This is a genomic window from Paraburkholderia aspalathi (assembly GCF_905220735.1).
In the GTDB taxonomy this organism is placed as follows: domain Bacteria; phylum Pseudomonadota; class Gammaproteobacteria; order Burkholderiales; family Burkholderiaceae; genus Paraburkholderia; species Paraburkholderia aspalathi.
This window is the reverse complement of sequence record NZ_CAJNBA010000003.1, coordinates 517,362-541,028: the sequence shown is the minus strand read 5'-3', so window position 1 is coordinate 541,028 and position 23,667 is coordinate 517,362. Positions and strand designations below refer to the sequence as shown.

At 61.8% G+C, this 23,667-nt stretch carries 25 protein-coding genes; 6 read left to right on the top strand and 19 right to left on the bottom strand.

The window, feature by feature from the left end; genetic code table 11:
- Positions 1 to 14: 14 nt before the first annotated feature.
- Positions 15 to 335, top strand: a complete 321-nt coding sequence (locus KHO30_RS21340; protein WP_093640613.1) for a putative signal transducing protein — start codon at positions 15 to 17, stop codon at positions 333 to 335.
- A gap of 124 nt (positions 336 to 459) precedes the next feature.
- Here KHO30_RS21340 and KHO30_RS21335 read toward each other — a convergent pair whose 3' ends face one another.
- The 6 genes from KHO30_RS21335 to rpsP form a co-directional block, all read right to left on the bottom strand.
- Positions 460 to 1,398, bottom strand: a complete 939-nt coding sequence (locus tag KHO30_RS21335; protein WP_093640616.1) for a CobD/CbiB family protein — start codon at positions 1,396 to 1,398, stop codon at positions 460 to 462.
- A 115-nt stretch (positions 1,399 to 1,513) separates the two neighbouring features.
- Entirely contained in the window at positions 1,514 to 2,230 is a 717-nt protein-coding gene (locus tag KHO30_RS21330) for a CoA pyrophosphatase (protein ID WP_200621393.1), read from the bottom strand.
- 93 nt (positions 2,231 to 2,323) lie between these two features.
- Positions 2,324 to 2,713: a 50S ribosomal protein L19 gene (rplS, locus tag KHO30_RS21325; protein WP_012433948.1), complete on the bottom strand. Its 390-nt coding sequence runs from the start codon at positions 2,711 to 2,713 to the stop codon at positions 2,324 to 2,326.
- Between the two features lie 145 nt (positions 2,714 to 2,858).
- A complete protein-coding gene (trmD, locus tag KHO30_RS21320) occupies positions 2,859 to 3,626 on the bottom strand; it encodes a tRNA (guanosine(37)-N1)-methyltransferase TrmD (RefSeq protein ID WP_054036120.1) in 768 nt (255 codons plus the stop codon).
- A 24-nt stretch (positions 3,627 to 3,650) separates the two neighbouring features.
- Positions 3,651 to 4,385, bottom strand: a complete 735-nt coding sequence (gene rimM / locus KHO30_RS21315; RefSeq protein ID WP_211702194.1) for a ribosome maturation factor RimM — start codon at positions 4,383 to 4,385, stop codon at positions 3,651 to 3,653.
- Between the two features lie 117 nt (positions 4,386 to 4,502).
- On the bottom strand, positions 4,503 to 4,757 hold the full coding sequence (gene rpsP, locus KHO30_RS21310; protein ID WP_006476550.1) for a 30S ribosomal protein S16: 255 nt from the start codon (positions 4,755 to 4,757) through the stop codon (positions 4,503 to 4,505).
- A 172-nt stretch (positions 4,758 to 4,929) separates the two neighbouring features.
- On the opposite strand from rpsP, the gene KHO30_RS21305 reads away from it, so the two are divergent.
- Both KHO30_RS21305 and KHO30_RS21300 read left to right on the top strand, forming a co-directional pair.
- Entirely contained in the window at positions 4,930 to 6,132 is a 1,203-nt protein-coding gene (locus tag KHO30_RS21305; RefSeq protein WP_425312911.1) for a PQQ-dependent sugar dehydrogenase, read from the top strand.
- Between the two features lie 98 nt (positions 6,133 to 6,230).
- Positions 6,231 to 6,698, top strand: a complete 468-nt coding sequence (locus KHO30_RS21300; RefSeq protein WP_093640629.1) for an NINE protein — start codon at positions 6,231 to 6,233, stop codon at positions 6,696 to 6,698.
- A 16-nt stretch (positions 6,699 to 6,714) separates the two neighbouring features.
- Here the strand turns inward: KHO30_RS21300 and KHO30_RS21295 are convergent, their stop codons facing one another.
- Positions 6,715 to 7,860, bottom strand: a complete 1,146-nt coding sequence (locus tag KHO30_RS21295) for a PA0069 family radical SAM protein (RefSeq protein ID WP_093640632.1) — start codon at positions 7,858 to 7,860, stop codon at positions 6,715 to 6,717.
- A gap of 99 nt (positions 7,861 to 7,959) precedes the next feature.
- Positions 7,960 to 8,448: an Lrp/AsnC ligand binding domain-containing protein gene (locus tag KHO30_RS21290; protein WP_211702191.1), complete on the bottom strand. Its 489-nt coding sequence runs from the start codon at positions 8,446 to 8,448 to the stop codon at positions 7,960 to 7,962.
- A gap of 169 nt (positions 8,449 to 8,617) precedes the next feature.
- Between KHO30_RS21290 and KHO30_RS21285 the strand changes: the two genes are divergently transcribed.
- Positions 8,618 to 9,904 (top strand): D-amino acid dehydrogenase, encoded by a 1,287-nt coding sequence (locus tag KHO30_RS21285; RefSeq protein WP_200623000.1) that lies wholly within the window; start codon positions 8,618 to 8,620, stop codon positions 9,902 to 9,904.
- Between the two features lie 147 nt (positions 9,905 to 10,051).
- On the opposite strand, the gene KHO30_RS21280 is transcribed toward KHO30_RS21285, so the two are convergent.
- The 6 genes from KHO30_RS21280 to KHO30_RS21255 form a co-directional block, all read right to left on the bottom strand.
- Positions 10,052 to 11,842 (bottom strand): acyl-CoA dehydrogenase, encoded by a 1,791-nt coding sequence (locus KHO30_RS21280; protein WP_211702188.1) that lies wholly within the window; start codon positions 11,840 to 11,842, stop codon positions 10,052 to 10,054.
- 103 nt (positions 11,843 to 11,945) lie between these two features.
- The gene (locus KHO30_RS21275) at positions 11,946 to 12,881 is read right to left on the bottom strand and encodes an electron transfer flavoprotein subunit alpha/FixB family protein (protein WP_211702185.1); all 936 of its coding nucleotides are present in this window, start codon (positions 12,879 to 12,881) and stop codon (positions 11,946 to 11,948) included.
- Positions 12,882 to 12,894: 13 nt separating this feature from the next.
- Positions 12,895 to 13,644, bottom strand: a complete 750-nt coding sequence (locus KHO30_RS21270) for an electron transfer flavoprotein subunit beta/FixA family protein (protein WP_172316903.1) — start codon at positions 13,642 to 13,644, stop codon at positions 12,895 to 12,897.
- A gap of 249 nt (positions 13,645 to 13,893) precedes the next feature.
- Complete coding sequence (locus tag KHO30_RS21265; protein WP_175051019.1) at positions 13,894 to 14,694, bottom strand: MetQ/NlpA family ABC transporter substrate-binding protein; 801 nt, start codon at positions 14,692 to 14,694, stop codon at positions 13,894 to 13,896.
- A gap of 33 nt (positions 14,695 to 14,727) precedes the next feature.
- Entirely contained in the window at positions 14,728 to 15,381 is a 654-nt protein-coding gene (locus tag KHO30_RS21260) for a methionine ABC transporter permease (RefSeq protein ID WP_054037200.1), read from the bottom strand.
- Complete coding sequence (locus KHO30_RS21255; RefSeq protein WP_175051018.1) at positions 15,371 to 16,405, bottom strand: methionine ABC transporter ATP-binding protein; 1,035 nt, start codon at positions 16,403 to 16,405, stop codon at positions 15,371 to 15,373. The genes KHO30_RS21260 and KHO30_RS21255 overlap by 11 nt, the downstream gene beginning before the upstream one ends.
- 251 nt (positions 16,406 to 16,656) lie before the next feature.
- Between KHO30_RS21255 and KHO30_RS21250 the strand changes: the two genes are divergently transcribed.
- A complete protein-coding gene (locus KHO30_RS21250) occupies positions 16,657 to 17,559 on the top strand; it encodes an alpha/beta hydrolase (protein WP_211702182.1) in 903 nt (300 codons plus the stop codon).
- A gap of 77 nt (positions 17,560 to 17,636) precedes the next feature.
- On the opposite strand, the gene KHO30_RS21245 is transcribed toward KHO30_RS21250, so the two are convergent.
- Both KHO30_RS21245 and KHO30_RS21240 read right to left on the bottom strand, forming a co-directional pair.
- On the bottom strand, positions 17,637 to 18,437 hold the full coding sequence (locus tag KHO30_RS21245; RefSeq protein WP_211702180.1) for an enoyl-CoA hydratase: 801 nt from the start codon (positions 18,435 to 18,437) through the stop codon (positions 17,637 to 17,639).
- 61 nt (positions 18,438 to 18,498) lie between these two features.
- On the bottom strand, positions 18,499 to 19,422 hold the full coding sequence (locus tag KHO30_RS21240) for a histone deacetylase family protein (protein WP_211702179.1): 924 nt from the start codon (positions 19,420 to 19,422) through the stop codon (positions 18,499 to 18,501).
- Positions 19,423 to 19,663: 241 nt separating this feature from the next.
- Between KHO30_RS21240 and mltB the strand changes: the two genes are divergently transcribed.
- Positions 19,664 to 20,851 (top strand): lytic murein transglycosylase B, encoded by a 1,188-nt coding sequence (gene mltB, locus KHO30_RS21235; RefSeq protein ID WP_234486502.1) that lies wholly within the window; start codon positions 19,664 to 19,666, stop codon positions 20,849 to 20,851.
- Between the two features lie 141 nt (positions 20,852 to 20,992).
- Here mltB and cysM read toward each other — a convergent pair whose 3' ends face one another.
- From cysM to rfaD, 3 genes are all read right to left on the bottom strand, one after another.
- A complete protein-coding gene (cysM, locus tag KHO30_RS21230) occupies positions 20,993 to 21,895 on the bottom strand; it encodes a cysteine synthase CysM (RefSeq protein ID WP_154566313.1) in 903 nt (300 codons plus the stop codon).
- 286 nt (positions 21,896 to 22,181) lie between these two features.
- Complete coding sequence (locus KHO30_RS21225) at positions 22,182 to 22,580, bottom strand: ComEA family DNA-binding protein (protein ID WP_154566312.1); 399 nt, start codon at positions 22,578 to 22,580, stop codon at positions 22,182 to 22,184.
- A gap of 77 nt (positions 22,581 to 22,657) precedes the next feature.
- Entirely contained in the window at positions 22,658 to 23,650 is a 993-nt protein-coding gene (rfaD, locus tag KHO30_RS21220) for an ADP-glyceromanno-heptose 6-epimerase (protein ID WP_211702178.1), read from the bottom strand.
- Positions 23,651 to 23,667: the final 17 nt, after the last annotated feature.

The following is a 23,667-nucleotide window of genomic DNA, read 5'->3' as shown; positions in this document are numbered from 1 at the left end:
ACCATGGATTCACGATGAAATTGATGCGCGCGCCGAATCTGATCATCGGACAGCATTGGGTCAATGTGCTGGAGACGGCGGGCATCGCTTGCGAGTTGCACAACCGCTATCTGAACGGCGCGCTCGGCGATATTCCGGCGGATCAGTGCGCGCCGGAGCTGTGGCTTGTGGATGAGCGCGATGAGGTGATGGCACGGCGGTTGATCGATGCGGCTTCGCATGGCCCGGCTGCGGGGTCGCCTTCGTGGCGATGCCGTCAGTGCGGGGAGACGCTTGAGGCGCAGTTCACGGTGTGTTGGCAGTGTGGGACGGCGCGGGATCCGCTGGATGGGTGAAGGGGTTGAGACTCAGGTGCGGCGCGGTAAAACCGCCGTGCCGTGGGCAATAAAAAAGCCGGGTTCTCATGACCCGGCTTTTTTCTGCGTTGCGTTATTTGCGCGCTGATTCAAGCGAGCTGCATCAGGCAAGCCACACCGCGATCGTCAGCATCAACAGCAAAATCATCCATAGCACCACCGCACGCCACACAAGACCCACAGCCGATTGCAGCGTACGCGGCGTGCAGTCGTCGCCGACTTGCATCGGGCCGCCGTCGCCCGTGGTCAGCGCATCGAGGCTCGAGGGTTCGGCAAGCGGTCCGCTCAATCGCGCGCCCAACGCGCCGCTTCCCGCAGCCAGCAACACGCCGTCGTTCGCATCCGGCCACTGACGCGCGTGATTGCGCCATGCATAAATCGCGTCTTCGAAATTGCCGACAATCGCAAAGCCCAGCGATGTGAGCCGCGCCGGCACCCAGTCGATCACGAAGAAAGCACGTTGCGCGAAGCTCGAAAACGCCGCGGTGCGATCGTCGACCGGCCGTGCCCACGTGCGCGCCAGATACTCGGCGATGCGATACAGCACCGCGCCCGCCGGTCCGACCGGAATCAAAAACCAGAAGAACACGCCGAACACATGCCGATGCGAGGCGACCACCGCGTGAATCAGCGTATGACGCACGATCTCGCTGACGGGCATATCCACGGTATCGAGCCCGGTCCATTCATTCAGGATTTCACGCGCACGCGGGACGTCATCGTTGTTCAACGCGAGGTGGATGTCCGTGAAGTAATGGCTGAACTGCCGGAAGCCGAGCGTGAAGTACAGCACCGCGACGTTCCACAGGAACGCCAGCGCGAAGTGAATGTGATACAGCACGTAGTAGATGAGCGCGACGGCCAGCGTCCAGGGCACCACCACCACCAGCCACGCGAGCAAGCCGTGCTTGGGCTTGCCGGCATCGAATCCGTGCGCCGCCGACTCCGCATGGTATTGAAGCAATGCCGCCACCGGATTGTTCAGCGACAGCGCGCGGACCTGTTCAATAATCAGAGCCAGCAATACGGAGAAAAAAGTCATGCGGTGCGCCGTGCTTTTCGAGTTTTTACGATTGTTTTATAACGATAGCACAGGGTCGGATGCCACTGAGCACGGACGTTGACAAACACCCAACAAGTGCACAACCCGAGGCGATTCAAGCCGCGAGAAAGCGATAAAAGTTGCGCAGCATCGCCGCCGTCGCGCCCCAGATGAAATAGTGGCCACCCACCTGCCCCTCGCGGTCCGCAGCTTCCGCCGACTCGGCCCGCGGATAGGGCATGGCGAAAAAGCGGCGCTGGCCGCCTTCGTAACGAAACACGCGCTCTTCGTGATGCGCAGGGTTCATCAGGAAAGCGAGCGGTACTTCGAAGACTTCGGCCACTTCGAGCGCATCTGCTTTCAACGTGAAGGGCGGATGCACCAGACCGATCACGGGCGTCACCCGAAAACCGGTGCCCGTCAGATAGTCGGGCAACGCACCGAGAATTTCAACGCGCGACGGATCGAGACCGACCTCTTCCTGTGCCTCGCGCAACGCCGTGGCGGTTGCATCCGCGTCGAACGGTTCATGACGGCCGCCGGGAAAACTCACCTGGCCGGCGTGGTCGTTCAGATGGTCGGCACGTTGAGTCAGGAGGACAGTGAGGCCGTTGTCGCGCACGACCAGCGGCACCAGCACGGCGGCAACGCGCGGATCGACGTGCGTATCGCGCCACGGTGCTTCGATAATCGGCTCAGGCGTCCAACTCAGACGCTGCTCGAAGCGCGCACGCAGACCGTCGGGCGTCAGGCGCCCGGCAACCACCGGTGGCAGATCGGCACCCGTCGCTTCGACAGGTAGAGTTTCAGGCTCAAAGGCGGGGCGGATCAACGGGTCTCTCGGAATGAGCGGTTAGGGGACATTCCGCTATTTTGACCTGGCAAACAAAAAAGCACCCGCGAGGGGTGCTTTTTCTTACAGCTTTTACGCTTCCGGAGCAGCGCGGTCTTTCTTGGCGACCAGCTTTTCCTTGATCCGAGCCGACTTGCCCGAACGGTCGCGCAGGTAGTACAGCTTCGCACGACGCACATCGCCACGACGCTTCACGACGATGCTTGCCAGCAGCGGCGAGTACGTCTGGAACGTACGCTCGACGCCTTCGCCCGACGAAATCTTGCGGACGATGAACGACGAATTCAGACCACGGTTACGCTTGGCGATCACGACGCCTTCGTAAGCCTGAACACGCTTACGCGTACCTTCAACCACGTTCACGCTGACGATCACCGTATCGCCGGGGGCGAATTCGGGGATGGTCTTCTCGCCGAGGGCGCGGCCAATTTCTTCCTGCTCGAGTATTGCAATCAGATTCATCACTGACTCCTAGGTCCATCTTGTCGGCGTTCGTACCTGCCTCACAGAAAACTGCTCGGCTACGGCCCCGATAGAGGATGGGTTCACATCTGGCGCCGTACACGCATGCGCGGCACCGCCTATGTCCGCTCGAAAGCCCAAGGCCTTACGCCTTCGACACTTCCTTCGCGAGACTCGTAAGCCATGCCTCGTCGGCACGGCTCAACATCTTGTTCTTTCTGGCCTTCACGATCAGATCGGGCCGTTTGTTCAACGTGTTGCGCAAGGCTTCACGCCGACGCCACGCTTCGATTTCCGCATGATGGCCGCCAAGCAGCACATCAGGCACACGCACGCCGTCGTATTCCTCCGGACGCGTGTAATGCGGACAATCCAGCAGCACGTCGACGAAACTGTCCTGCACCGCCGATTGCGAGTCGTTCAGTACGCCGGGCAACTGACGAACCACGGCATCCATCAACGCCATCGCCGGCAATTCGCCGCCTGACAGCACGAAGTCGCCGAGACTGACCTCTTCGTCGACGACACGGTCGAGCAAACGCTGATCGATCGCTTCATAGCGCCCGCACAACAGGATCAGACCGGGCTCGGCCGCGAACTGCATGACACGATCGTGATTCAGCGTGGCGCCTTGCGGCGACATCATCACGACGCGCGACGCGCCGATGCCCTGCTCCGCCTGCGCTGCTTTCGCCGCGCCGATCGCGTCTTCCAGGGGCTTGGCCAGCATCACCATGCCGGGGCCGCCGCCGTAGGGGCGATCGTCGATTGTGCGGTAGTTGTCGGTAGTGAAATCGCGTGGATTCCACGTGCGCAACCCGTAGCGCTCCTGCTTCGCCGCACGGCTGGTGATACCCCAGTCGGTCAGCGCACGAAACATGTCAGGAAAGAGCGTCACGACATCGAACTGCATCGCTCTCTCCAGTCAGCGAGTTATTTAGTAATCGGTTTCCCAGTCGACGATGATCTGCTTCGCCGCCTGATCCACCGTTTTGACAAAGACGCCGACGAACGGGATCAAACGCTCGCCGGTGACCGGCTTGCCGCTTTTGTCGGTATCCGGATATTCGATGCGCAACACCGAGTGCGCACCGTTGTCGATCATGTCTGCAACCTTGCCGAGGTGGACCCCGGCAACGTTCACCACATCCAGGCCGAGCAGGTCGACCCAGTAGAATTCGTCGGCCCCGAGGGCCGGAAATTCGCTGCGGCTGATATAAACGCGCGTGCCGCGCAGTGCCAGTGCCACATCGCGGTCAGCTACGCCGCCCAGATGAGCAACGATACTGTCGCTATGCGTTTTTGCCTGTAATGACGGCGCCGACTTGCGCTCGTGGCCTTTCAGCAACCACCAGCGCTTCGCGCTTAGCAATGCGTCTCCGCCGTGGCCGGCATCCGCATGCGCGGCTACCTTGACCCAGCCTTTGAGGCCGTAAGCGTCGACGATTGCACCGACCTCGACCGCATCGGCCGGCCAGCTTTCCACCGTTTCCGCTCGCATTTCTGCTGCGCTGGAAGCGGCGTTTACAACTTTGGCTTTCGCCTGCCCTTCGGCCACTTCGGCCGGCTTGCGGACGAATGCACCGAACGGCGCCTGACCAGACGTCTTCGCGCGCGGGGCTGCCGCTTTTGCCTTTACGCGACCTGAATTGCCGGAATCACGTTCAGACATAAGAGAACCTCGCTGCCAACTTCGACGTCTGCTTCAGCAAAACTCGCGCATCGGACTGCTCACGCAAGCTGCGCGAGCCGCCGGCCGAACCGACGACGATACGCTTGCTAGCTACCATTAAGCAGCCGGCTGCGCCTTTTGCGCTTCTTTCACGAGACGCTGAACGGTCGGCGACAGTTGTGCGCCAACACCTTGCCAGTACGTCAGGCGATCTTGAGCGATACGCAGCGACTCACCCTTCGTAGCGACCGGGTTGTAGAAGCCAACGCGTTCGATGAAGCGGCCGTCACGACGGTTACGCGAATCGGTTGCGACGATGTTGTAGAACGGGCGCTTCTTGGAGCCGCCACGAGCCAAGCGGATGATGACCATACTAGAATCCTTGAAAACCGGGGTTCGGAACGACTGAAACACGCGATTATAGCGGGAAACCGACGCCATAACAAACACTTACCGGGATAAACTGCACGACGGGGTTGTGCCGGCCATACAGGCCAAGCCCTCGAAACACGCCGAAACGCCCGAATTACCTGACGGAACGCCCGTGAAACTCCTGCCGCCAGCTGCGTTTTTTTTCGCTTCACGCGCCGTCTTTCGGCGAGCTGCCGGCTTTTCGCCGATTACAGGCTTTTTGCGCGCCGCCCGCGCTCAAGCCCTGCGAGCAAGCGCAGCGTTGTTGCTCGCCGCCACGGCCCTGCCGGTGCTGGCCGCGCTGCCGGTCGAGCGCATCAAACTGCCGCCCGGCTTCCACATCGAGGTCCTCTCGGACGCCGTACCGAGCGCGCGAGCCATGGCGATCTCACCGAAGGGCATTGTTTATATAGGCAGCCTCGACGGCCACGTCTACGCGCTCGAATTGCAGAATGGGCGCGTCACGGCCCGCCACGTAATCGCCTCCGGCCTGGAAACGCCGGCGGGCGTGGCGTGGCGGGATGGCACGCTGTACGTCTCCGCAGTGTCGAAAATTTTACGCTTCGACGCGATCGACGCCCATCTGAATGACCCGCCCAAGCCGGTCGTGATCACCGACTCACTGCCGACAGAGACCCATCATGGCTGGAAATTCATCGCTTTCGGCCCGGATGGCAAGCTGTACGTGCCGCAAGGTGCGCCCTGCAACGTCTGCCTGAAAGACCGCGACCGCTTTGGGATGATCGGCCGCATGGACCCGGACGGCAGCCATTATGAAGTCGTGGCGCGCGGCATTCGCAACACCGTCGGTTTCGCGTGGCATCCGGCGACGCATGAGTTGTGGTTCACCGACAACGGCCGCGACCTGATGGGCGACGACGTACCGGACGACAAACTCAACCGCGCGCCGCGTGCCGGCATGGATTTCGGCTTTCCGTACTGCCACGGCGGCGACACGCCCGACCCCGAGTTCGGCAAAGACCATCCATGCAGCGCCTTCACGCCGCCGGTTGTCAAACTCGGCGCGCACGTCGCCGCGATCGGCATGCGTTTTTACAGCGGCTCGATGTTCCCGGCCGCTTATCGCAACAATATTTTTATTGCCGAACACGGCTCGTGGAATCGCAGCAAAAAGGTCGGCTACCGCGTCGTGCGAGTGATCACCAACCCGGACGGCAGCAACGCGCGCCAGGAAGTCTTTGCCGAAGGCTGGCTCCAGCCAGGCGAATCAGTATGGGGCCGCCCCGCCGACGTGCAACCAATGCCTGACGGCTCGCTCCTGATCAGCGACGACTACGCCGGCGCGGTCTATCGCGTGACCTATTCGGCGCCTTAGCCTTAGCCGTGAACGCGACGTGGCGTAGAATGCGCGTCGGCCCGCCCACCGGCGCCCTGCTCCTTCCGATAGCCTGTTGTCACTTTGCCCTCGCCTACATGTCCACCCTTGCTTCGACTTCCTCGCATTTCAGATCCAAGACGATTACCGCAGCGCTGGCCTTCTTCTTCGGCAGCATCGGCGCACACCGCTTCTATTTGTACGGCTTGCGCGACATCTACGGCTGGGCGCACCTGCTCGGCACGCTGATCGGGATTCCAGGCGCCATGCTGGTGGTGGCGAGTGAACGAGCCTCGATGCTCGGCTGGGTGCTCGCGTTTTTCGGCGCCGTTTCGCTGCTCTCCGCTTTTCTGGCCGCGATCGTCTACGGCCTGCGTCCGGATGAAAAATGGGACGCGCAGTTCAACGCACAAACCCAGCGCAAAAGCCGCTCTGGCTGGACCGTCATTTTCATCGTGATCTTTTCACTGCTGATCGGCGCGTTCCTGCTGATGACGGGCCTCGCGATCTCGTTCCAGACTTACTTCGAAGGTCAGGTTCAGGCCGCCAAAGCACTGTCGCAATGACCCACTGCGCGCCGCGCTAAAACAGCCTCAATTGGGGATTGTCGTGCGGCGAAGGTTCAGCGCGCACCGGCTCAACCCGGCGAAAGTGCGACATATCCAGAATGCCGCGGTCGCGCCGATTTAACCCAAGCCGGCGCACAGCATTGTGGAAGCGCTGCTTCAGCAAGTCCGCCCACAAACCCTCCCCCTTCATTCGAGTGGCGAAGTTCGAGTCGTAGTCCTTCCCGCCCCGCATATCGCGCACGCGGCTCATCACCCGGTCAGCCCGATCGGGGAAATGCGCCGCGAGCCAATCCTTGAATAGCGGTGCCACCTCCCACGGCAAACGCAGCACGATGTAGCTGGCATTGCTTGCGCCTGCCTCTGCGCACGCTTCCAGCACGCGCTCCATATCCGGCTCGGTGACGAACGGAATCACCGGCGCGATGCTGACACCAACAGGAATACCCGCCTCGCTCAACGTACGGATCGTGCGCAACCGCCGCGACGGCGTGGCCGCACGCGGCTCGAGCGTGCGCGCGATATCGGCGTCCAGCGTGGTGATGGTGATCGCTGCCATGAACTGCCCGCGCGCCGCCATAGGCGCGAGCAGATCGATATCCCGCTCGATTAGCGACGATTTGGTGATCGCCGCGAAAGGTTGTCCGCGCTCACTGAGCACTTCGACCACGCGCCGCGTAAGCCGCAAATCGCGCTCGACAGGTTGCCAGGCGTCGGTATTGACGCCGAGCGCGATCGGCTCCGGCACATAGGACTTCTTCGACAGCTCGCGCTCGAGCAACTCAGGCGCATTGATCTTCGCGTAGATGCGGCTTTCGAAGTCGAGCCCCGGCGACAGCCCCAGATAACTATGCGTGGGCCGCGCGAAGCAGTAGATGCACCCATGTTCGCAGCCGCGATACGGATTGAGCGACACGCTGAACGGAATATCCGGCGACGCATTGCGCGTAAGAATGGTTTTGGCCCGCTCTTCGAAAACCTGCGTGCGCAAGACCTTGGGTTCACCGTCTTCCTCCGGCGACGCAAGCCAGCCGTCGTCCACCACTTCACGCTGGTCGACTTCGTAACGGCCTTGCAGGTTCGTCACCGCGCCGCGCCCCTTACGAGGCGCGGGCGGAGCAATCGGAAATTCGTTGGCGGAGTGGGTGTCGGAATCGGTCACGGCTGGAGCACGCAAAAAAGCAAAACGGCGCAAAACACCTGTATAAATATACAGTGTTTACGCCGTTTGTCGAGCCCGGATACACAACTCCTGCTTGAGCTAATCGCCAACGGCAATCGTCAGCGTTTCCTTGATCTCTTCCATGACCACGTAGCTCTTCGACTGCACCGCGCCGGGCAATTGCAGCAGGATGTCCCCCAGCAGCTTGCGGTAGTCGGCCATTTCACCGATGCGCGCCTTGATCAGATAGTCGAAGTCGCCCGAGACGAGGTGGCACTCCAGCACTTCGGGGATCTTCTGCACCTCGCGGCGGAACTGGTCGAACATGTTGCCGCTCTTGTGATCGAGCGTGATCTCGACAAATACCAGCAGCGCCGCGCCCAGCTCAGCCGGGTTCACACGCGCGTGGTAGCCAGTGATCACGCCGTCGCGCTCCATCCGCTTGACGCGTTCGATGCACGGCGTGACGGACAGCCCGACCTGCTCGGCGAGGTCTTTCATCGCCATCCGGCCGTCCTGCTGCAGGAGCCGCAGAATCTTGTGATCGAGTTTGTCGAGAGTCCGGATCGGTTGGCGCTGTGTACGCATGGTGTTTTTGCTGAAAATCTTGAAAATACAATAACAAAACCTACCTGACTGTTAATAGTATAGCGGTTATCACTGGGCGAACAGCGTTACACCTCGTTAATCGAATGAATTCAAACGAATCGACGAGCGCACCGTCCTCAGACCTCTTATTGAACATCCTGGAGCAGCTATGCGAGTCGTCGTTTTGGGCAGTGGCGTTGTCGGAGTGACGAGTGCTTATTACCTCGCGCGCGCCGGCCATGAAGTGACCGTCATCGACCGCGAGGCCGGCCCGGCGCTCGAAACCAGCTTTGCCAATGCCGGCCAGATCTCGCCGGGCTACGCGTCGCCGTGGGCTGCGCCGGGCGTGCCGCTGAAGGCCGTCAAGTGGATGTTCCAGAAACATGCCCCGCTGGCGATTCGCCTGGACGGCACCCAATTCCAGTTGCAATGGATGTGGCAGATGCTGCAGAACTGCACGTCGGCGCGTTATGCGGTGAACAAGGGCCGTATGGTCCGCCTCGCCGAATACAGCCGCGATTGTTTGCAAGCGCTGCGCGCCGAAACCGGCATCCAGTACGAAGGCCGCACCGGCGGCACGCTGCAGGTGTTCCGCACGCAACAGCAGTTCGACGGCGCCGCGAAAGACATCGCGGTGCTGCAGGAAGCCAACGTGCCGTATGAACTGCTGTCGGCGGCCGAACTCGCGCAAGCTGAACCGGCGCTCGCCGCGGTGTCGCACAAGCTGACGGGCGGCCTGCGCCTGCCGGGCGACGAAACCGGCGACTGCCAGATGTTCACCACTCGCCTCGCCGCGATGGCCGAGCAACTGGGCGTCAAATTCCGCTACAACACGCCGATCGACTCCCTCGCCATGGCGGGCGACCGCATCGCCGGCGTGCAGTGCGGCGATGAACTGGTGCGTGCGGATTCGTTTGTCGTCGCGCTCGGTTCGTATTCGACCAAGTTCCTGTCCGGCCTCGTGAAGATTCCGGTCTACCCGCTCAAGGGCTATTCGATCACGGCGCCGATCGTCAACGAAGCATCCGCGCCGATTTCGACCGTGCTCGACGAAACGTACAAGATCGCGATCACGCGCTTCGACGACCGGATTCGCGTCGGCGGCATGGCGGAGATCGTCGGCTTTGACAAATCGTTGCGCCAGGCGCGCCGCGAAACGCTGGAACTGTGCGTGAACGATCTGTTCCCGGGCGGCGGCGATACGTCGAAGGCGACCTTCTGGACTGGTCTGCGTCCGATGACGCCGGACGGCACGCCGATCGTCGGCCGCACCCCTGTGCCGAACCTGTTCCTGAACACGGGTCACGGCACGCTGGGTTGGACGATGTCGTGCGGCTCGGGTCAGTTGCTGGCCGACGTGATGTCGAGCAAGCAACCGGCCATCAAGGCGGACGATCTGTCGGTGCATCGCTATCTCGGCGAGATCGGCGGTGCGCATCGTCCGGCTTATGCCTAAGGTTTAATGTTTTAACGCTTCGCGAGCGGTTACGCCGGTTCGTCATCGCAGACAAACCGGTCTGACAAAACAAACGGCGCCTTGAATAAGGCGCCGTTTGTTTTTTACGCGCGAGCCTTCGCTACCTGGCTCGACAGAAAGGCAACATCAGAACTGATCGTCCGACAACGCCAGCACACTCTCTCCACCCTTCGCGCTAACGATCGAGGCTTCCAACGCCGAAGCCAGCGGCAGCACATGCTCAGCATAAAACTGCGCGGTTGCGATCTTCGCGCCATAGAACGACGGATCTTCAGCTCGCTTTTCAGCCGCCACCAGCAACGCACGCGCCATCTGCCAGCCGCCCAGAACAATGCCCGCCAGCTTCAGATACGGCACGCTGCCGGCGAACACCGCGTTCGGATCGCTCTTCGTGTTAGTGACAACGAAATCGACCGCCGCGGCGAGCGAGCGATGACCCTGCGTCAGATACTTCTTCATCGATTCAAACGCAGCGCCTTGCTGCACGCCGAGCGCCTCGATCGTTTCAGCCACGCCGGCCAGCAGCGCCTTCGCCACCTTGCCGCCGTCGCGCACGGTCTTGCGGCCGATCAGGTCGTTGGCCTGGATCGCGGTCGTCCCTTCGTAGATCGGCAGAATGCGCGCGTCGCGGTAGTACTGCGCGGCGCCGGTTTCTTCAATGAAACCCATGCCGCCATGAACCTGCACGCCGAGGCTCGTCACGTCGATCGACAACTCCGTGCTCCAGCCCTTCACGATCGGCACCAGGTATTCGTAGATCGCTTGATGCTCAACACGTTTTGCTTCGTCGGGATGACGATGCGCGATATCGCAGTGAGCCGCGGCGACATACGCCAACGCGCGCGACGCTTCGGTGAGACCACGCATCGTCGCAAGCATGCGGCGCACGTCCGGGTGCTGAATGATCGCCACCGATTGTTTCGCGGAGCCATCCACCGGCCGGCTTTGCACGCGATCCTTCGCATACGCCACCGCTTGCTGATACGCACGGTCCGACACGGCAACACCTTGCATGCCCACCGCGAAACGCGCTGCGTTCATCATGATGAACATGTACTCGAGGCCGCGATTTTCTTCGCCGATCAGATGACCGATTGCGCCGCCGTGATCGCCGAATTGCAGCACCGCGGTCGGGCTCGCCTTGATGCCGAGCTTGTGCTCGATCGACACGCAATGCACGTCGTTACGCTCGCCAAGCGAGCCGTCTTCGTTGATAAGAAACTTCGGCACGATGAAGAGCGAAATGCCCTTCACGCCGTCCGGTGCATTCGGCGTGCGCGCCAGCACGAGATGGGCGATGTTCTTCGCCATATCGTGCTCGCCCCACGTGATGAAAATCTTGGTGCCGAACAGCTTGAACGAACCATCGCCCTGCGGCTCGGCGCGCGTGCGCACCAGCGCGAGATCGGAGCCGGCTTGCGGCTCGGTCAGGTTCATCGTGCCGGTCCACTCGCCGGAAATCAGCTTGGGCACGTACGTTTGCTTCTGCTCTTCGCTGCCCGCCGTGAGCAGCGCCTCGATGGCGCCGTCCGTGAGCAGCGGGCACAGCGCGAACGACAGGTTCGACGCGTTCAGCATCTCGATACAGGCTGTGGCGATCAGCTTGGGCAGGCCCTGGCCTTCGTAGTCAACCGGATGTTGCACGCCTTGCCAACCGCCTTCGCCGAACTGGCGGAATGCGTCCTTGAAACCGGGTGTCGCGGTGACCACACCGTCTTTCCAGCTGCTCGGATTGCGATCGCCTTCCACATTCAGCGGCGCCAGCACTTCGCCGCACAGTTTCGCCGATTCGTCGAGCACGGCTTGCGCCGTGTCGAGGTTCGCATCTTCGAAGCCTGGCAGCGTCGCGATATCTTCGAGACCAGCCAGTTCTTTCATCACGAACAGCATGTCCTTGATGGGCGCCGTATAGCTCATTTCAGTTCTCCTCCTGCCTGTCGATATGAAAAAGGGCGTCGGACTTGATAGGTCCCACGCCCTTTGTGTGCTGCCAGACGCCTTTTACACGGCGCTGTGGCTGTTAGCCGAGCTCGCTAACCAGTTCCGGCACGAGCGTGAACAGGTCGCCCACCAGACCATAATCAGCGACGCTGAAAATCGGCGCTTCCGGGTCCTTGTTGATCGCCACGATGACCTTCGAGTCCTTCATGCCGGCCAGATGCTGGATCGCACCCGAGATGCCGACCGCCACATACAGTTGCGGCGCAACGATCTTGCCGGTCTGGCCGACCTGATAGTCGTTCGGTACGAAGCCCGCATCGACGGCCGCGCGCGATGCGCCCAGCGCTGCGTTCAGCTTGTCCGCCAGCGGCTCCAGAACCTTGGTGTAGTTCTCGCCATTGCCCAGACCACGGCCACCCGAGACGATGATCTTCGCCGAGGTCAGTTCCGGACGATCCAGCTTCGTCACTTCACGGCTCACGAACTGCGACAGGCCGGTGTCGGCTGCGGCTTCGATCTTCTCGACCGTTGCGCTGCCGCCTTCTGCTGCGACCGGGTCGAAACCGGTCGTGCGGACCGTGATGACCTTGATCGGATCCTGAGATTGAACCGTGGCGATCGCGTTGCCCGCGTAGATCGGGCGCTCAAACGTGTCTGCGCTGTCCACGGCGGTGATGTCGCTGATCTGCGCGACGTCGAGCTTCGCGGCGATGCGCGGCGCGATGTTCTTGCCGTAGGCGGTCGCCGGCGTGAGGATGTGCGTGTAGTCCTTCGCGATGTTCATCACGGTTGCCTGGACGTTTTCCGCGAGACCCGCTTCGAGTTGCGCGGCGTCAGCCAGCAGCACCTTCGAAACACCTGCAATCTTCGCTGCCGCATCCGCCGCAGCCTGTGCGTTGTGACCTGCCACCAGCACGTGAATATCGCCACCAATCTTCTGCGCGGCTGCAATCGTGTTCAGCGTCGCGGCCTTGATCGATGCGTTGTCGTGTTCAGCAATTACCAGATTCGTCATTTCGTCCGTCTCCTCACAGCACCTTGGCTTCGGTCTTCAGCTTCTCGACCAGCGTCTTCACATCCGGCACCTTCACACCGGCGGAGCGCTTCGGCGGCTCAACGACTTTCAGCGTCTTCAGGCGCGGCGTCACATCAACACCGAGGTCTTCCGGCTTGATGACTTCCAGCGGCTTCTTCTTCGCCTTCATGATGTTCGGCAATGTGACGTAGCGCGGCTCGTTCAGGCGCAGGTCGGTCGTGATCACGGCCGGCAGGCTCAGCGACAGCGTTTCAGCACCACCGTCGACTTCGCGCGACACCGTAGCCTTGCCGTCAGCGACGACAACCTTCGAGGCAAACGTAGCTTGCGGCAGGTTCGCCAGTGCAGCCAGCATCTGGCCGGTCTGGTTCGAATCGTCGTCGATGGCCTGCTTGCCGAGGATCACCAGCTGCGGCTGTTCCTTGTCGACCAGCGCCTTGAGCAGCTTGGCGACGGCCAGCGGCTGCAGGTCTTCGCCCGACTCGATCAGGATCGCGCGGTCCGCGCCGATTGCCAGCGCCGTGCGCAGCGTTTCCTGCGCTTGTGTCACACCCGCCGACACGGCGATCACTTCGGTCGCCACGCCCGCTTCGCGCAGACGCACCGCTTCTTCAACCGCGATTTCGTCGAACGGATTCATCGACATTTTCACGTTCGCGATGTCGACGCCCGTGCCGTCCGATTTGACTCGGACCTTCACGTTGTAATCGACCACTCTCTTGACTGGCACCAGGATTTTCATGCACACGCTCCAAAGTTACGAATACGTCAACCCAACGGACATTATAGCGACTGCCCTCATGGCAGCCTGGTCGCGGGCGCTCTAGCAGAAGGATATCGCTCCTCAGCGGCGTGACGGCAATAACGAACGATCGTTCTATTTTAATCTCGAAAAAACCCGGGAGACAACCCCGGGTTAAGACTTACGACTCTAATTTTGCATTGCCGTCGTGTCTTGTCAGGCGAAACGGCCGATAAACCGGCCGCCAACTCACCAGGCGGTGATCACCGCCCCACCAAACTTGCTTTCGACAAACTGCTTCACTTCCGGCGAATGATACGCCGCGACCAGCTTCGCAACCCACGGCTTGCCCTTGTCAGCTTCGCGGATTGCGATGATGTTCACGTACGGACCCTTCGGGTCTTCGATCGCAATGGCGTCCTGCTTGGGCTTCAAACCCGCTTCCATCGCAAAGTTCGTATTGATCGCGGCGGCATCCACGTCGTTCAGCGATCGCGGGATCTGCGCGGCGTCGAGCTCGACGATCTTCAGCTTCTTCGGGTTGTCGACGATATCGAGCGGCGTCGCCTTGAGGCCCGCGTCCGGGCGCAGCTTCAGCAGACCCTGCTTCTGCAGCAACAGGAGTGCCCGGCCGCCATTGGTCGGATCGTTCGGCACGGCGATCTTCGCGCCCGGCTGCAATTCAGCCAGCGTCTTCACCTTCTTCGAATAGATGCCCATCGGGTACGTGACGGTATCGGCGATGCGGATCAGCTTGTAGCCGCGGTCCTTCACCTGCGCCTGCAAGTACGGGTCATGCTGATAGCTGTTCGCGTCAAGGTCGCCGCCAGCGAGCGCCGCATTCGGCTGCACGTAGTCGGAGAACTCGACAATCTTGATGTTCAGACCGTTCTTTGCTGCGACCGTCTTCACGACTTCCATGATCTGCGCGTGCGGACCGCCGGTGACACCGACCTTGATCGTGTCGTCAGCGTGAGCCACGGTGGCGGCAGCGAACAGCGACGCGGCGCCGAGTGTGGCGGCCAGTTTGAGAATGAAACGACGTTGCATGATGGACCTTTCCGAACCTATCGATTCTGTTGTTTACTTATGGCTCAAACGACGCACGAGCCAATCCCCGAACGACTGCACCAGTTGCACGAAGACGATCAGGATCACCACGACCGTCACCATCACTTCCGGCAAGAAACGCTGATACCCGTAACGAATGCCCAGATCGCCGAGCCCACCGCCGCCGATCGCACCGGCCATCGCCGAATAGCCGACCAGCGAGACAAACGTGATCGTCAAACCGGCGACCACGCCCGGCAGCGATTCCGGCAACAGCACCTTGAAGACGATCTGACTGGTGGTTGCACCCATTGCCTGCGCGGCTTCGATCAGGCCGCGGTCAACCTCACGCAGCGCGGTTTCGACCAGACGCGCAATGAACGGCGCCGCAGCGATCGTCAGCGGCACCACGGCCGCAGCCGTACCGATCGACGAACCCACCACGAGGCGCGTGAACGGAATCACGGCGACCAGCAAGATGATGAACGGCGTGGAACGCACGGCATTGACGATCACGCCCATCACGCGATTCACGGCGATGTTCTGCAAGACGCCCTGACGGTCCGTCAGATACAGCAGCACGCCAAGCGGCAAACCGACCGCCGCGCCGACCAGTCCGGAGATGCCCACCATCACGAGCGTTTCCCAGAACGACTGGACGAACATATCGAACATTTCACTCAACATACGACAGCTCCTCTACCACCACACCCTGTTCGCGCAGATAGGTCAACGCCTGTGCGACCTTCGCCGGTTCGCCACCCGCGAGCACCGCGAGCGAGCCGAACGCCTGCCCCTGGATCTCGTCGATCTGGCCGTGCAGGATGTTGAAGTCGAGTTCGTAGCGGCGAATCGTTTCCGACAGGATCGGCTGATCGACACCCGAACCGGTGAACGCGAGGCGCAGCAAGTGGCCGCTGCCGGTCTTCAGGCGTTCGGCCACGCGCGCCTTCATCGCGGGCGGCAGTTCCTGCGCGATCACGTCGCCGATCAGCGCGCGCGTCACTTCATGATGCGGTTGCAGGAAGACGTCGATGACCTTGCCTTCTTCGACTACACGGCCGGCATCCAGCACCGCGACGCGGTCGCAGACCTGCTTGATCACGTCCATCTGGTGCGTGATCAGCACGATCGTCAGGTTGAGTTCGCGATTGATACGCTTGAGCAGATCGAGGATCGAGCGCGTGGTTTCGGGGTCGAGCGCCGACGTCGCTTCGTCGGAGAGCAATACCTTCGGCTTGCTCGCCAACGCACGCGCGATGCCCACACGCTGCTTCTGCCCGCCGCTGATCTGCGCCGGATAACGATCCTTCTGCGCCGACAGTCCGACCAGTTCGAGCAGCGGCAACACGTTCGCCTCGATCTCGTCGCGCTTCATGCCGGCGAGTTCGAGCGGCAACGCCACGTTCTCGTACACCGTGCGCGACGACAGCAGGTTGAAGTGCTGGAAGATCATGCCGATTTCGCGACGCGCCTCGCGCAATTGCGCGGCGGGCAGCGTCGTCAGATCACGGCCGTTGACGACGATATTGCCTTCACTCGGACGCGTCAGCAGATTGATGGTGCGCACGAGCGTACTCTTGCCCGCGCCGCTGCGGCCGATGATGCCGAACACCTCACCCGCCGGAATCGACAGATTGACGTTGTGCAGCGCTTCGACCCAGCCCCGGGGTCCGGCGAACCGCTGAGAGATATTGCGTATTTCGATCATGGAAAAACGAAACGGCGGAGTTTGCCAACGAGCGTTGTGCGCTCCCGACAAGCGGCCGCCGTTGCTTTTATTGGGATTTGAGGCCGCAATTCTACCGCAGCGTCGTCATTCCCTTTAATAATCAATTTCGATTTTTTCATAACCACAGAGCATTAGAGGCGTGCCCGGCGCGAGATGCTCGCGCGTGCGCGCCCGCTGCGACTATGATCGGGCGAATCGAAATCAGGACCCATCCAGGATAAACGGCAGACATGGAAACAACCCGATCCGGCAATGTGCGTCCCGCAGCGGTCGCTCCGAAAGGCGCCCCCGCGCTGCGCTCCACGGTCACGACGAGCGACGGCGTCGAACTGCCGTTGTATCGCTGGCCCGCTACGACACCACTGCGCGGCACGGTCGCGCTGGTGCACGGGCTCGCGGAGCACGCCGGGCGTTATGCGGCATTGGCGGATCGGCTGAACTCGGCCGGCATCGAACTCGTCGCTATCGATTTGCGCGGACATGGGCATGCGCCGGGCAAACGCGTGTGGGTCAACCGGTTCGACGACTATCTGCTCGACGCCCAGGCCTTGCTCGATGAAGCGGCAACCAGTTGTGCACCGCTGTTCCTGATGGGCCACAGCATGGGCGGCGCTGTTGCGGCGCTTTACGCAATCGAACGGCTCGAGGCAAGCGGGCGTCGGCTGAGCGGTCTGATCCTGTCGAGCCCCGCGCTCGCGCCCGGCCGCGATGTCCCGCGCTGGATGCTCAAGGTAAGCCAGGTGATCAGCCGCATCTGGCCGACCTTCCCGGCGATGAAAATCGACGCGGCTTTGCTGTCGCGTCTTCAGCCCGTAGTGAACGCCAATCGCAATGACCCGCTGGTTCATCACGGCGCGATTCCCGCGCGCACAGGCGCGGAGTTGTTGCTGGCGATGGCGCGCATCGAGCGTGGCCGTGCGGGCTTGCGCGTACCGCTGCTGGTGTATCACGGCACCGCCGACAAGCTCACCGAGCCCGAGGGCAGCCGCAATTTCGGCGCGCACGCAGGATCGCCCGACAAGACGCTCACGATGCACGAAGACAGCTATCACGAGACGATGAACGATCTCGACCGGGATCGGGTGATTGGCGCGCTGATCGACTGGATCGAGAAACGGCTGCCTAAAGTCTGAGCGCCGAACGGCTTGCAGAAGTTCGGGCTTCCGCACACACGAGTACTAAACCCGGCCCGCCGCCAGAAACGGCTTGGCTAGCGCTTCCAGTCGGGCGGTCGTTTGTCGATGAAGGCCTGTACGCCTTCGAGTGCGGAGTCGTCCATCATGTTGCAGGCCATGGTCTGGCCGGCTAACTGGTACGCCGCTTCGATCCCCATTTCGAGCTGGCGATAAAACAGGCCCTTGCCGGCGCTCACCGCTTCGACGGGTTTCGCGCAGATGCTCTTCGCGAGCCGCGCGACCTCTGCGTCGAGCGCATCCGCCGGCGCAATGCGATTCACGAGTCCCTGCTGCTTCGCCTGAAGAGCGTCGATGAAATCGCCGGTGAGCAGCATTTCGAGCGCCGCCTTGCGCGACAGATTGCGCGACAGCGGCACCGAAGGCGTCGCGCAGAAAAGACCCAGGTTGACGCCCGAGACGGCAAAGCGCACGGTGTCGGCAGCAACTGCCAGATCGCACATCGCGACCAGCTGGCAGCCGGCCGCCGTGGCGATGCCGTGCACGCGGGCGATCACCGGTTGCGGCAAGCGCTGGATCGTCAGCATCAGTTTCGTGCAGCGCGCGAACAACGCCTGGTAGTAAGCCAACGACGGCTCCGCGCGCATTTCCTTCAGATCGTGTCCCGCGCAGAACGCGCGGCCCGCGCCTGAGATCACCACCACCCGCGCGTCGGACTCCGCCAGCGCCGTCAGCGCCGACTGCAACGCGTCGAGCAGAGCCTCGGAAAGCGCGTTGAAGGCATCGGGCCGATTCATCGTCAAACGGACGACGCCCGGCACGCCGTAGGCGTCGTGTTCGATGTCGACCAGCGACGCACTGCGCACCTCGGCATTCATGGCTCGCTCCTCGTTGAATTCCTGCATTTCGCGACGTTAGTGCATTCTGTCGCGTGACAACTCAGATTCCGGCCAGGGAGCGCACGTGCGCCACCACGCTGCGCCCCAATGCCGACAGGTTGTACCCGCCCTCGAGACAGCTGACGATCCGTCCCTGCGCATAGCGCTTCGCGATCTCGCGCATCTGATCGGTGATCCAAGCGTAATCGTCTTCGACGAGACCCATGTTGCCGAGATCGTCCTCGCGATGCGCATCGAAGCCGGCCGAGATGAAGATCATCTCCGGCTTGAATTCATGCAGACGCGGCAGCCACATCATGTCGACCGCCTCGCGCACTGCCATGCCTTTCGAGCGCGCCGGCATCGGCACATTGCACATGTTGGGCGCCTGATTGTCGGCGCCGCTGAACGGATAGAACGGGTGCTGGAAGATGCTGCACATCAGCACGCGCGAATCGCCTGAAAAGGCGGCTTCGGTGCCGTTACCGTGATGGACGTCGAAATCGATGATCGCCACACGCTGCATGCCGTGCACTTCAAGTGCATGACGCGCGGCGACCGCGACGTTGTTGAAGAAGCAGAAGCCCATTGCACGCGCCGGCTCCGCATGGTGGCCAGGCGGGCGCACGCTGCAGAACGCGTTGTCGTAGCGGCCTTCGATCACGGCGTCGGTCGCGGCCACCGCGGCGCCGGCCGCGCGCAACGCGGCCTGCAAGGTGTACGGGTTCATCGACGTGTCGGGATCGATTTCGGCAAGACCTTCAACCGGCGACCGGCTGCGGACGTAATCGACGTGGGCTTGCGTATGCACGCGCAACAGCGCGGCGTCATCGGCGAGCGGCGGCGACTCGCGCTCGATCAGCGAGTCGATGCGGCTCGCGATCAGTTGGTCTTCGATTGCCTGCAGGCGCGCCGGGCATTCGGGATGCCATTGCCCCATATCGTGCAGCAAACAATCGGCGTGGGAATAGAAGCCTGTTGCCATGATTCTCGTCTGCGGCGCGGCGCTTTCAAGGCGCGCGCGGCGTGTCTCCGTCCATGGGCGCACACACTGGGCGCGCCAACATTTGCCAAGTTACCACACCATGCGACTGTGACGCGCCAGGCACAGTTTTGCAGAAAGCGTCGGGTATACTGCCCTGTCCGTTTCCCCTGTCTCTTTCGCACTGCGCCCCTAGCTCACTATGACCGTCAAGCTTGCTCTGTCTGCACGAAACCGGCTACGCATGAAGACCGCAACCGCCGCACTGTCCGTCGCATCGTGCATGTTCATGGCAACCAGCCCGGCGATGGCGCAAAGCGCCGCGAAAAAGCCACCGGTGCTGCTCGCGCAAAGCCAACCGCAGCCGGCAGTGCCGCAAGGGCAAACCTTCGAAGAAGAGATCATTCCGCAGCGCTACGCGAATAACCCGAATGTCGATGCGTTCATCAGCGACATGTCCGCGCGCTATGACTTCGACGAAGCCGCATTGCACGCACTGTTCGCTCGCGTGAGCTATTCGGCCACCGCGGTCAAGCTCGTCACGCCGTCGCCCTCGCCGTCGGTCAAGAACTGGCGCGTGTATCAGTCGCGCTTTCTCGACCAGGTGCGCATCAACGCCGGCGTGCGTTTCTGGCGCGCCAACCAGGCCACGCTGCAGCGTGCCTACGAAGAGTTTGGCGTGCCGCCGGAAGTGGTCGTCGGCATCATCGGCGTGGAGACGATCTATGGGCGCTTCATGGGCAACTTCCGCGTGCTCGACGCGCTGACCACGCTCAGCTTCGACTACCCGAACACCGCCAATCGTGCGGATCGCCAGGCGACCTTCCGCAAGAATCTTGAAGATTACCTGGTCTGGACGCGCGATTCGCAAATCGATCCGACCACCGTGCTCGGCTCCTACACCGGCGCGATTGGCATTCCGCAGTTTCTGCCGAGCAGCATCGTGCAATACGCGGTGAGCTACGACGGCAACAAGCAGATCGATCTGCGCACGAGCCAGGCGGATGCGATCGGCAGCGTGGCGAATTATCTGCGCCAGAACGGCTGGGAAAACGGCCGGCCGGTGGTGTGGAAGATCGGTACAGACGCCGGCAGCCTGGGCGTGGCGCAAGCCGCCGCCGACGGTAAGCCGGAGCCGCATTGGCCGCTGGACCAATTGCTGCGTGCCGGACTGTTGCTGAACGAGCCAGATGTCGATATCGCGTCGGAAGCCGGCACACCGGTGACCGTGGTGGATCTGCCGTCGCCGGGGCGTGGTACCGAGTTCATGCTGGGCTTGAAGAACTTCTATGTGCTGACGCGCTATAACCGCAGTTTCTTTTATGCGCTTGCGGTTTATCAATTGGGTGAGCGGGTCAAGGCTCAGATGGAAGCAAGCGATGCTGCGAGCGCCAGCAGCACTGCTGCGCCGCCGGTCGCCGCATCGCAATGAGCATGAGCAGAGCGGCGGCGGTTGTCAGACCCTCACTGCATCACGAGCGGGAGCAAGCGACATAAAAAAAACGCCGGTTAAACCGGCGCTTTTTTATTGGCCGACTCGCTTTGAGGGGCCACTCAATGCGCCGCAGCGCAATCAAGCCGGGAACACACCCGTCGACAGATACCGGTCACCCCGATCGCAGACGATAAACACGATCGTCGCGTTCTCGACCTGGCGCGCGACGCGCAACGCCACCTCACAGGCCCCGCCCGACGAGATGCCGGCGAAGATCCCTTCGACCGAAGCCATGCGCCGCGCCATCGCTTCGGCGGCGGCCTGGCTCACGTTCTCGACGCGGTCCACACGGCTACGATCGAAAATCTTCGGCAGATAGGCTTCCGGCCATTTGCGAATGCCCGGAATGCGCGAACCCTCTTCCGGCTGCGCGCCGATGATCTCGATCGCCTGATTCTGTTCCTTCAGATAGGTGGACACGCCCATGATCGTGCCGGTCGTGCCCATCGACGAGACGAAGTGCGTGATGCGCCCTTCGGTGTCGCGCCAGATTTCCGGACCGGTACCTTCGACGTGCGAGGCCGGATTGTCCGGGTTCGCGAACTGGTCGAGGATGATGCCCTTGCCTTCGCGCTGCATCTGTTCGGCCAGATCGCGTGCGTATTCCATGCCGCCCGTCACTGGTGTCAGCACGATCTGCGCACCGTACGCGGCCATGCTCTGACGGCGCTCCACCGACAGGTCTTCCGGCATGATCAGTACCATCTTGTAGCCACGGATCGCCGCAGCCATCGCCAAGGCGATGCCGGTATTGCCGCTAGTCGATTCGATCAGCGTGTCGCCCGGCTTGATACGCCCGCGTGCTTCCGCTTTCTTGATCATCGACAGCGCCGGACGGTCCTTCACCGAGCCCGCAGGATTGTTGCCCTCGAGCTTCGCAAGGATCACGTTATTGCGGCTGCGGATCTCGTCGTCAGGGAGCCGGACGAGTTGCACGAGCGGCGTATTGCCGATCGTGTCTTCAATCGTTTTGTAAGCCATATGGGTTCTGGTGCTGTCGATGCGCGGAGTCTTCAATCTATTGATTCTAAACCACCGTGCGCACGGCTGCCGTGCGGCCCTTCTGGCCGCATGGATGCAGGTGCTGACCGACGGGCGCGCGCAACGCAAAAAGCCCGCGGCTGAGAACCGCGGGAGCCAGTCATCTGCATGACAGCTGAAGGAGTGTTCTTACCCACTCCGACCATGAAGGGGAACGACGGTAACAGGCCAGGCGCGAGACCGTGCGCGCGAGGTGACCCGCCTCGCGCGCACGGCCCGCGTCAGGCTATTTCTTCACCGCCACAGTGGCGTTCTTTGGGGTTGCGGCCGCGCTAGTCGAGTTGGCCGCGTTGGCGCCATTACCCGCAGCGGCCGCGCCTTTGCTCTGTGCAGACGCCGCAGCCTGCGGGTTAGCAGCCGCGCCAGCCGGACCGACAGCGAGACCCTCCGCCTGCAGGCGCTCGACGGTATGCCCGCCCATGCCTTTGACGCGCTTGCCGAGATCGGCCGGGTCCTTGAACGGACCATGCGCTGCACGCTCGTCGAGAATGGCTTTCGCTTTGGCAGGACCGATGCCCTTGATGCCGCGCAGCGCATCCTCGTTAGCCGTGTTGACGTCGACCGCCGCGTATGCGTGGCCAAAAGCGGCCAGCATGGCCGCGGTAACCAGAATTTTTCGAAACATATGGAATCTCCCTCGTACAACCGGTTGGCGACCATCACCAACCGGGAGACTCCAGTTTAAAGAGGTATCCGAAAGAATTACACCTGGCCGAATAGCCAACGTACGTAGCGATCGACACCTTCCTGCACGCTCAGGAACGGCGCGTCGTAACCGGCGGCACGCAGCCTGGTCTGGTCGGCCTGCGTGAAGCATTGGTATTTGCCGCGCAAGGCATTGGGGAACGGAATGTATTCGATCAGCCCTCGCTGCACCTGCTCCGCGAGCGACAAGGGCGGCTCATTGTCCAAAGCACGCAACGTGTTGACCACCGTGCTCGCGATGTCGTTGAACGGCTGCGCGCGGCCACTACCCAGATTGAAGATGCCCGACTTGTCCGGATTGTCGAAGAAGAACAGGTTGACCTTCACCACGTCTTCGACGGAGACGAAGTCGCGCGTCTGCTCGCCTGCGGCGTAGCCGTTGTATTCGCCAAACAGCTTGACCTTGCCCTCGGCGCGGAACTGATTGAAGTTGTGAAACGCCACCGACGCCATGCGCGCCTTGTGCGTCTCGCGCGGCCCGTACACATTGAAATAGCGGAAGCCGGCAATCTGGCTCTTCGCGGTGGGCAGCACTCGGCGAATCACCTGATCGAACAGGAACTTCGAATAGCCGTACACGTTCAGCGGCTGCTCGACTTCGCGCTCTTCGACGAAGCGGCTGGAGCCGCCATACGTCGCGGCCGAAGACGCATACAGAAACTGGATATTCTGCGCGAGGCAGACATCGAGCACTTCACGGCTATAGCGGAAGTTGTTGTCCATCATGTAGCGGCCGTCGGTTTCCATCGTGTCCGAGCAGGCACCTTCGTGGAAAATCGCGCGCACTTTGCCGAAGTCGCCACGCTTGAAGCGCTCGACGAATTCGGTCTTGTCGAGATAGTCGTCGATCTCGCAGTCGACGAGATTCTTGAACTTGTCCGCACGCGTGAGGTTATCGACCGCGATGATGCGTTGTTCACCGCGCTCATTGAGCGCCTTCACGAGATTGCTGCCGATAAAGCCGGCCGCGCCGGTGACGATGAGGGTCATGATGATCCTGCGGTTGC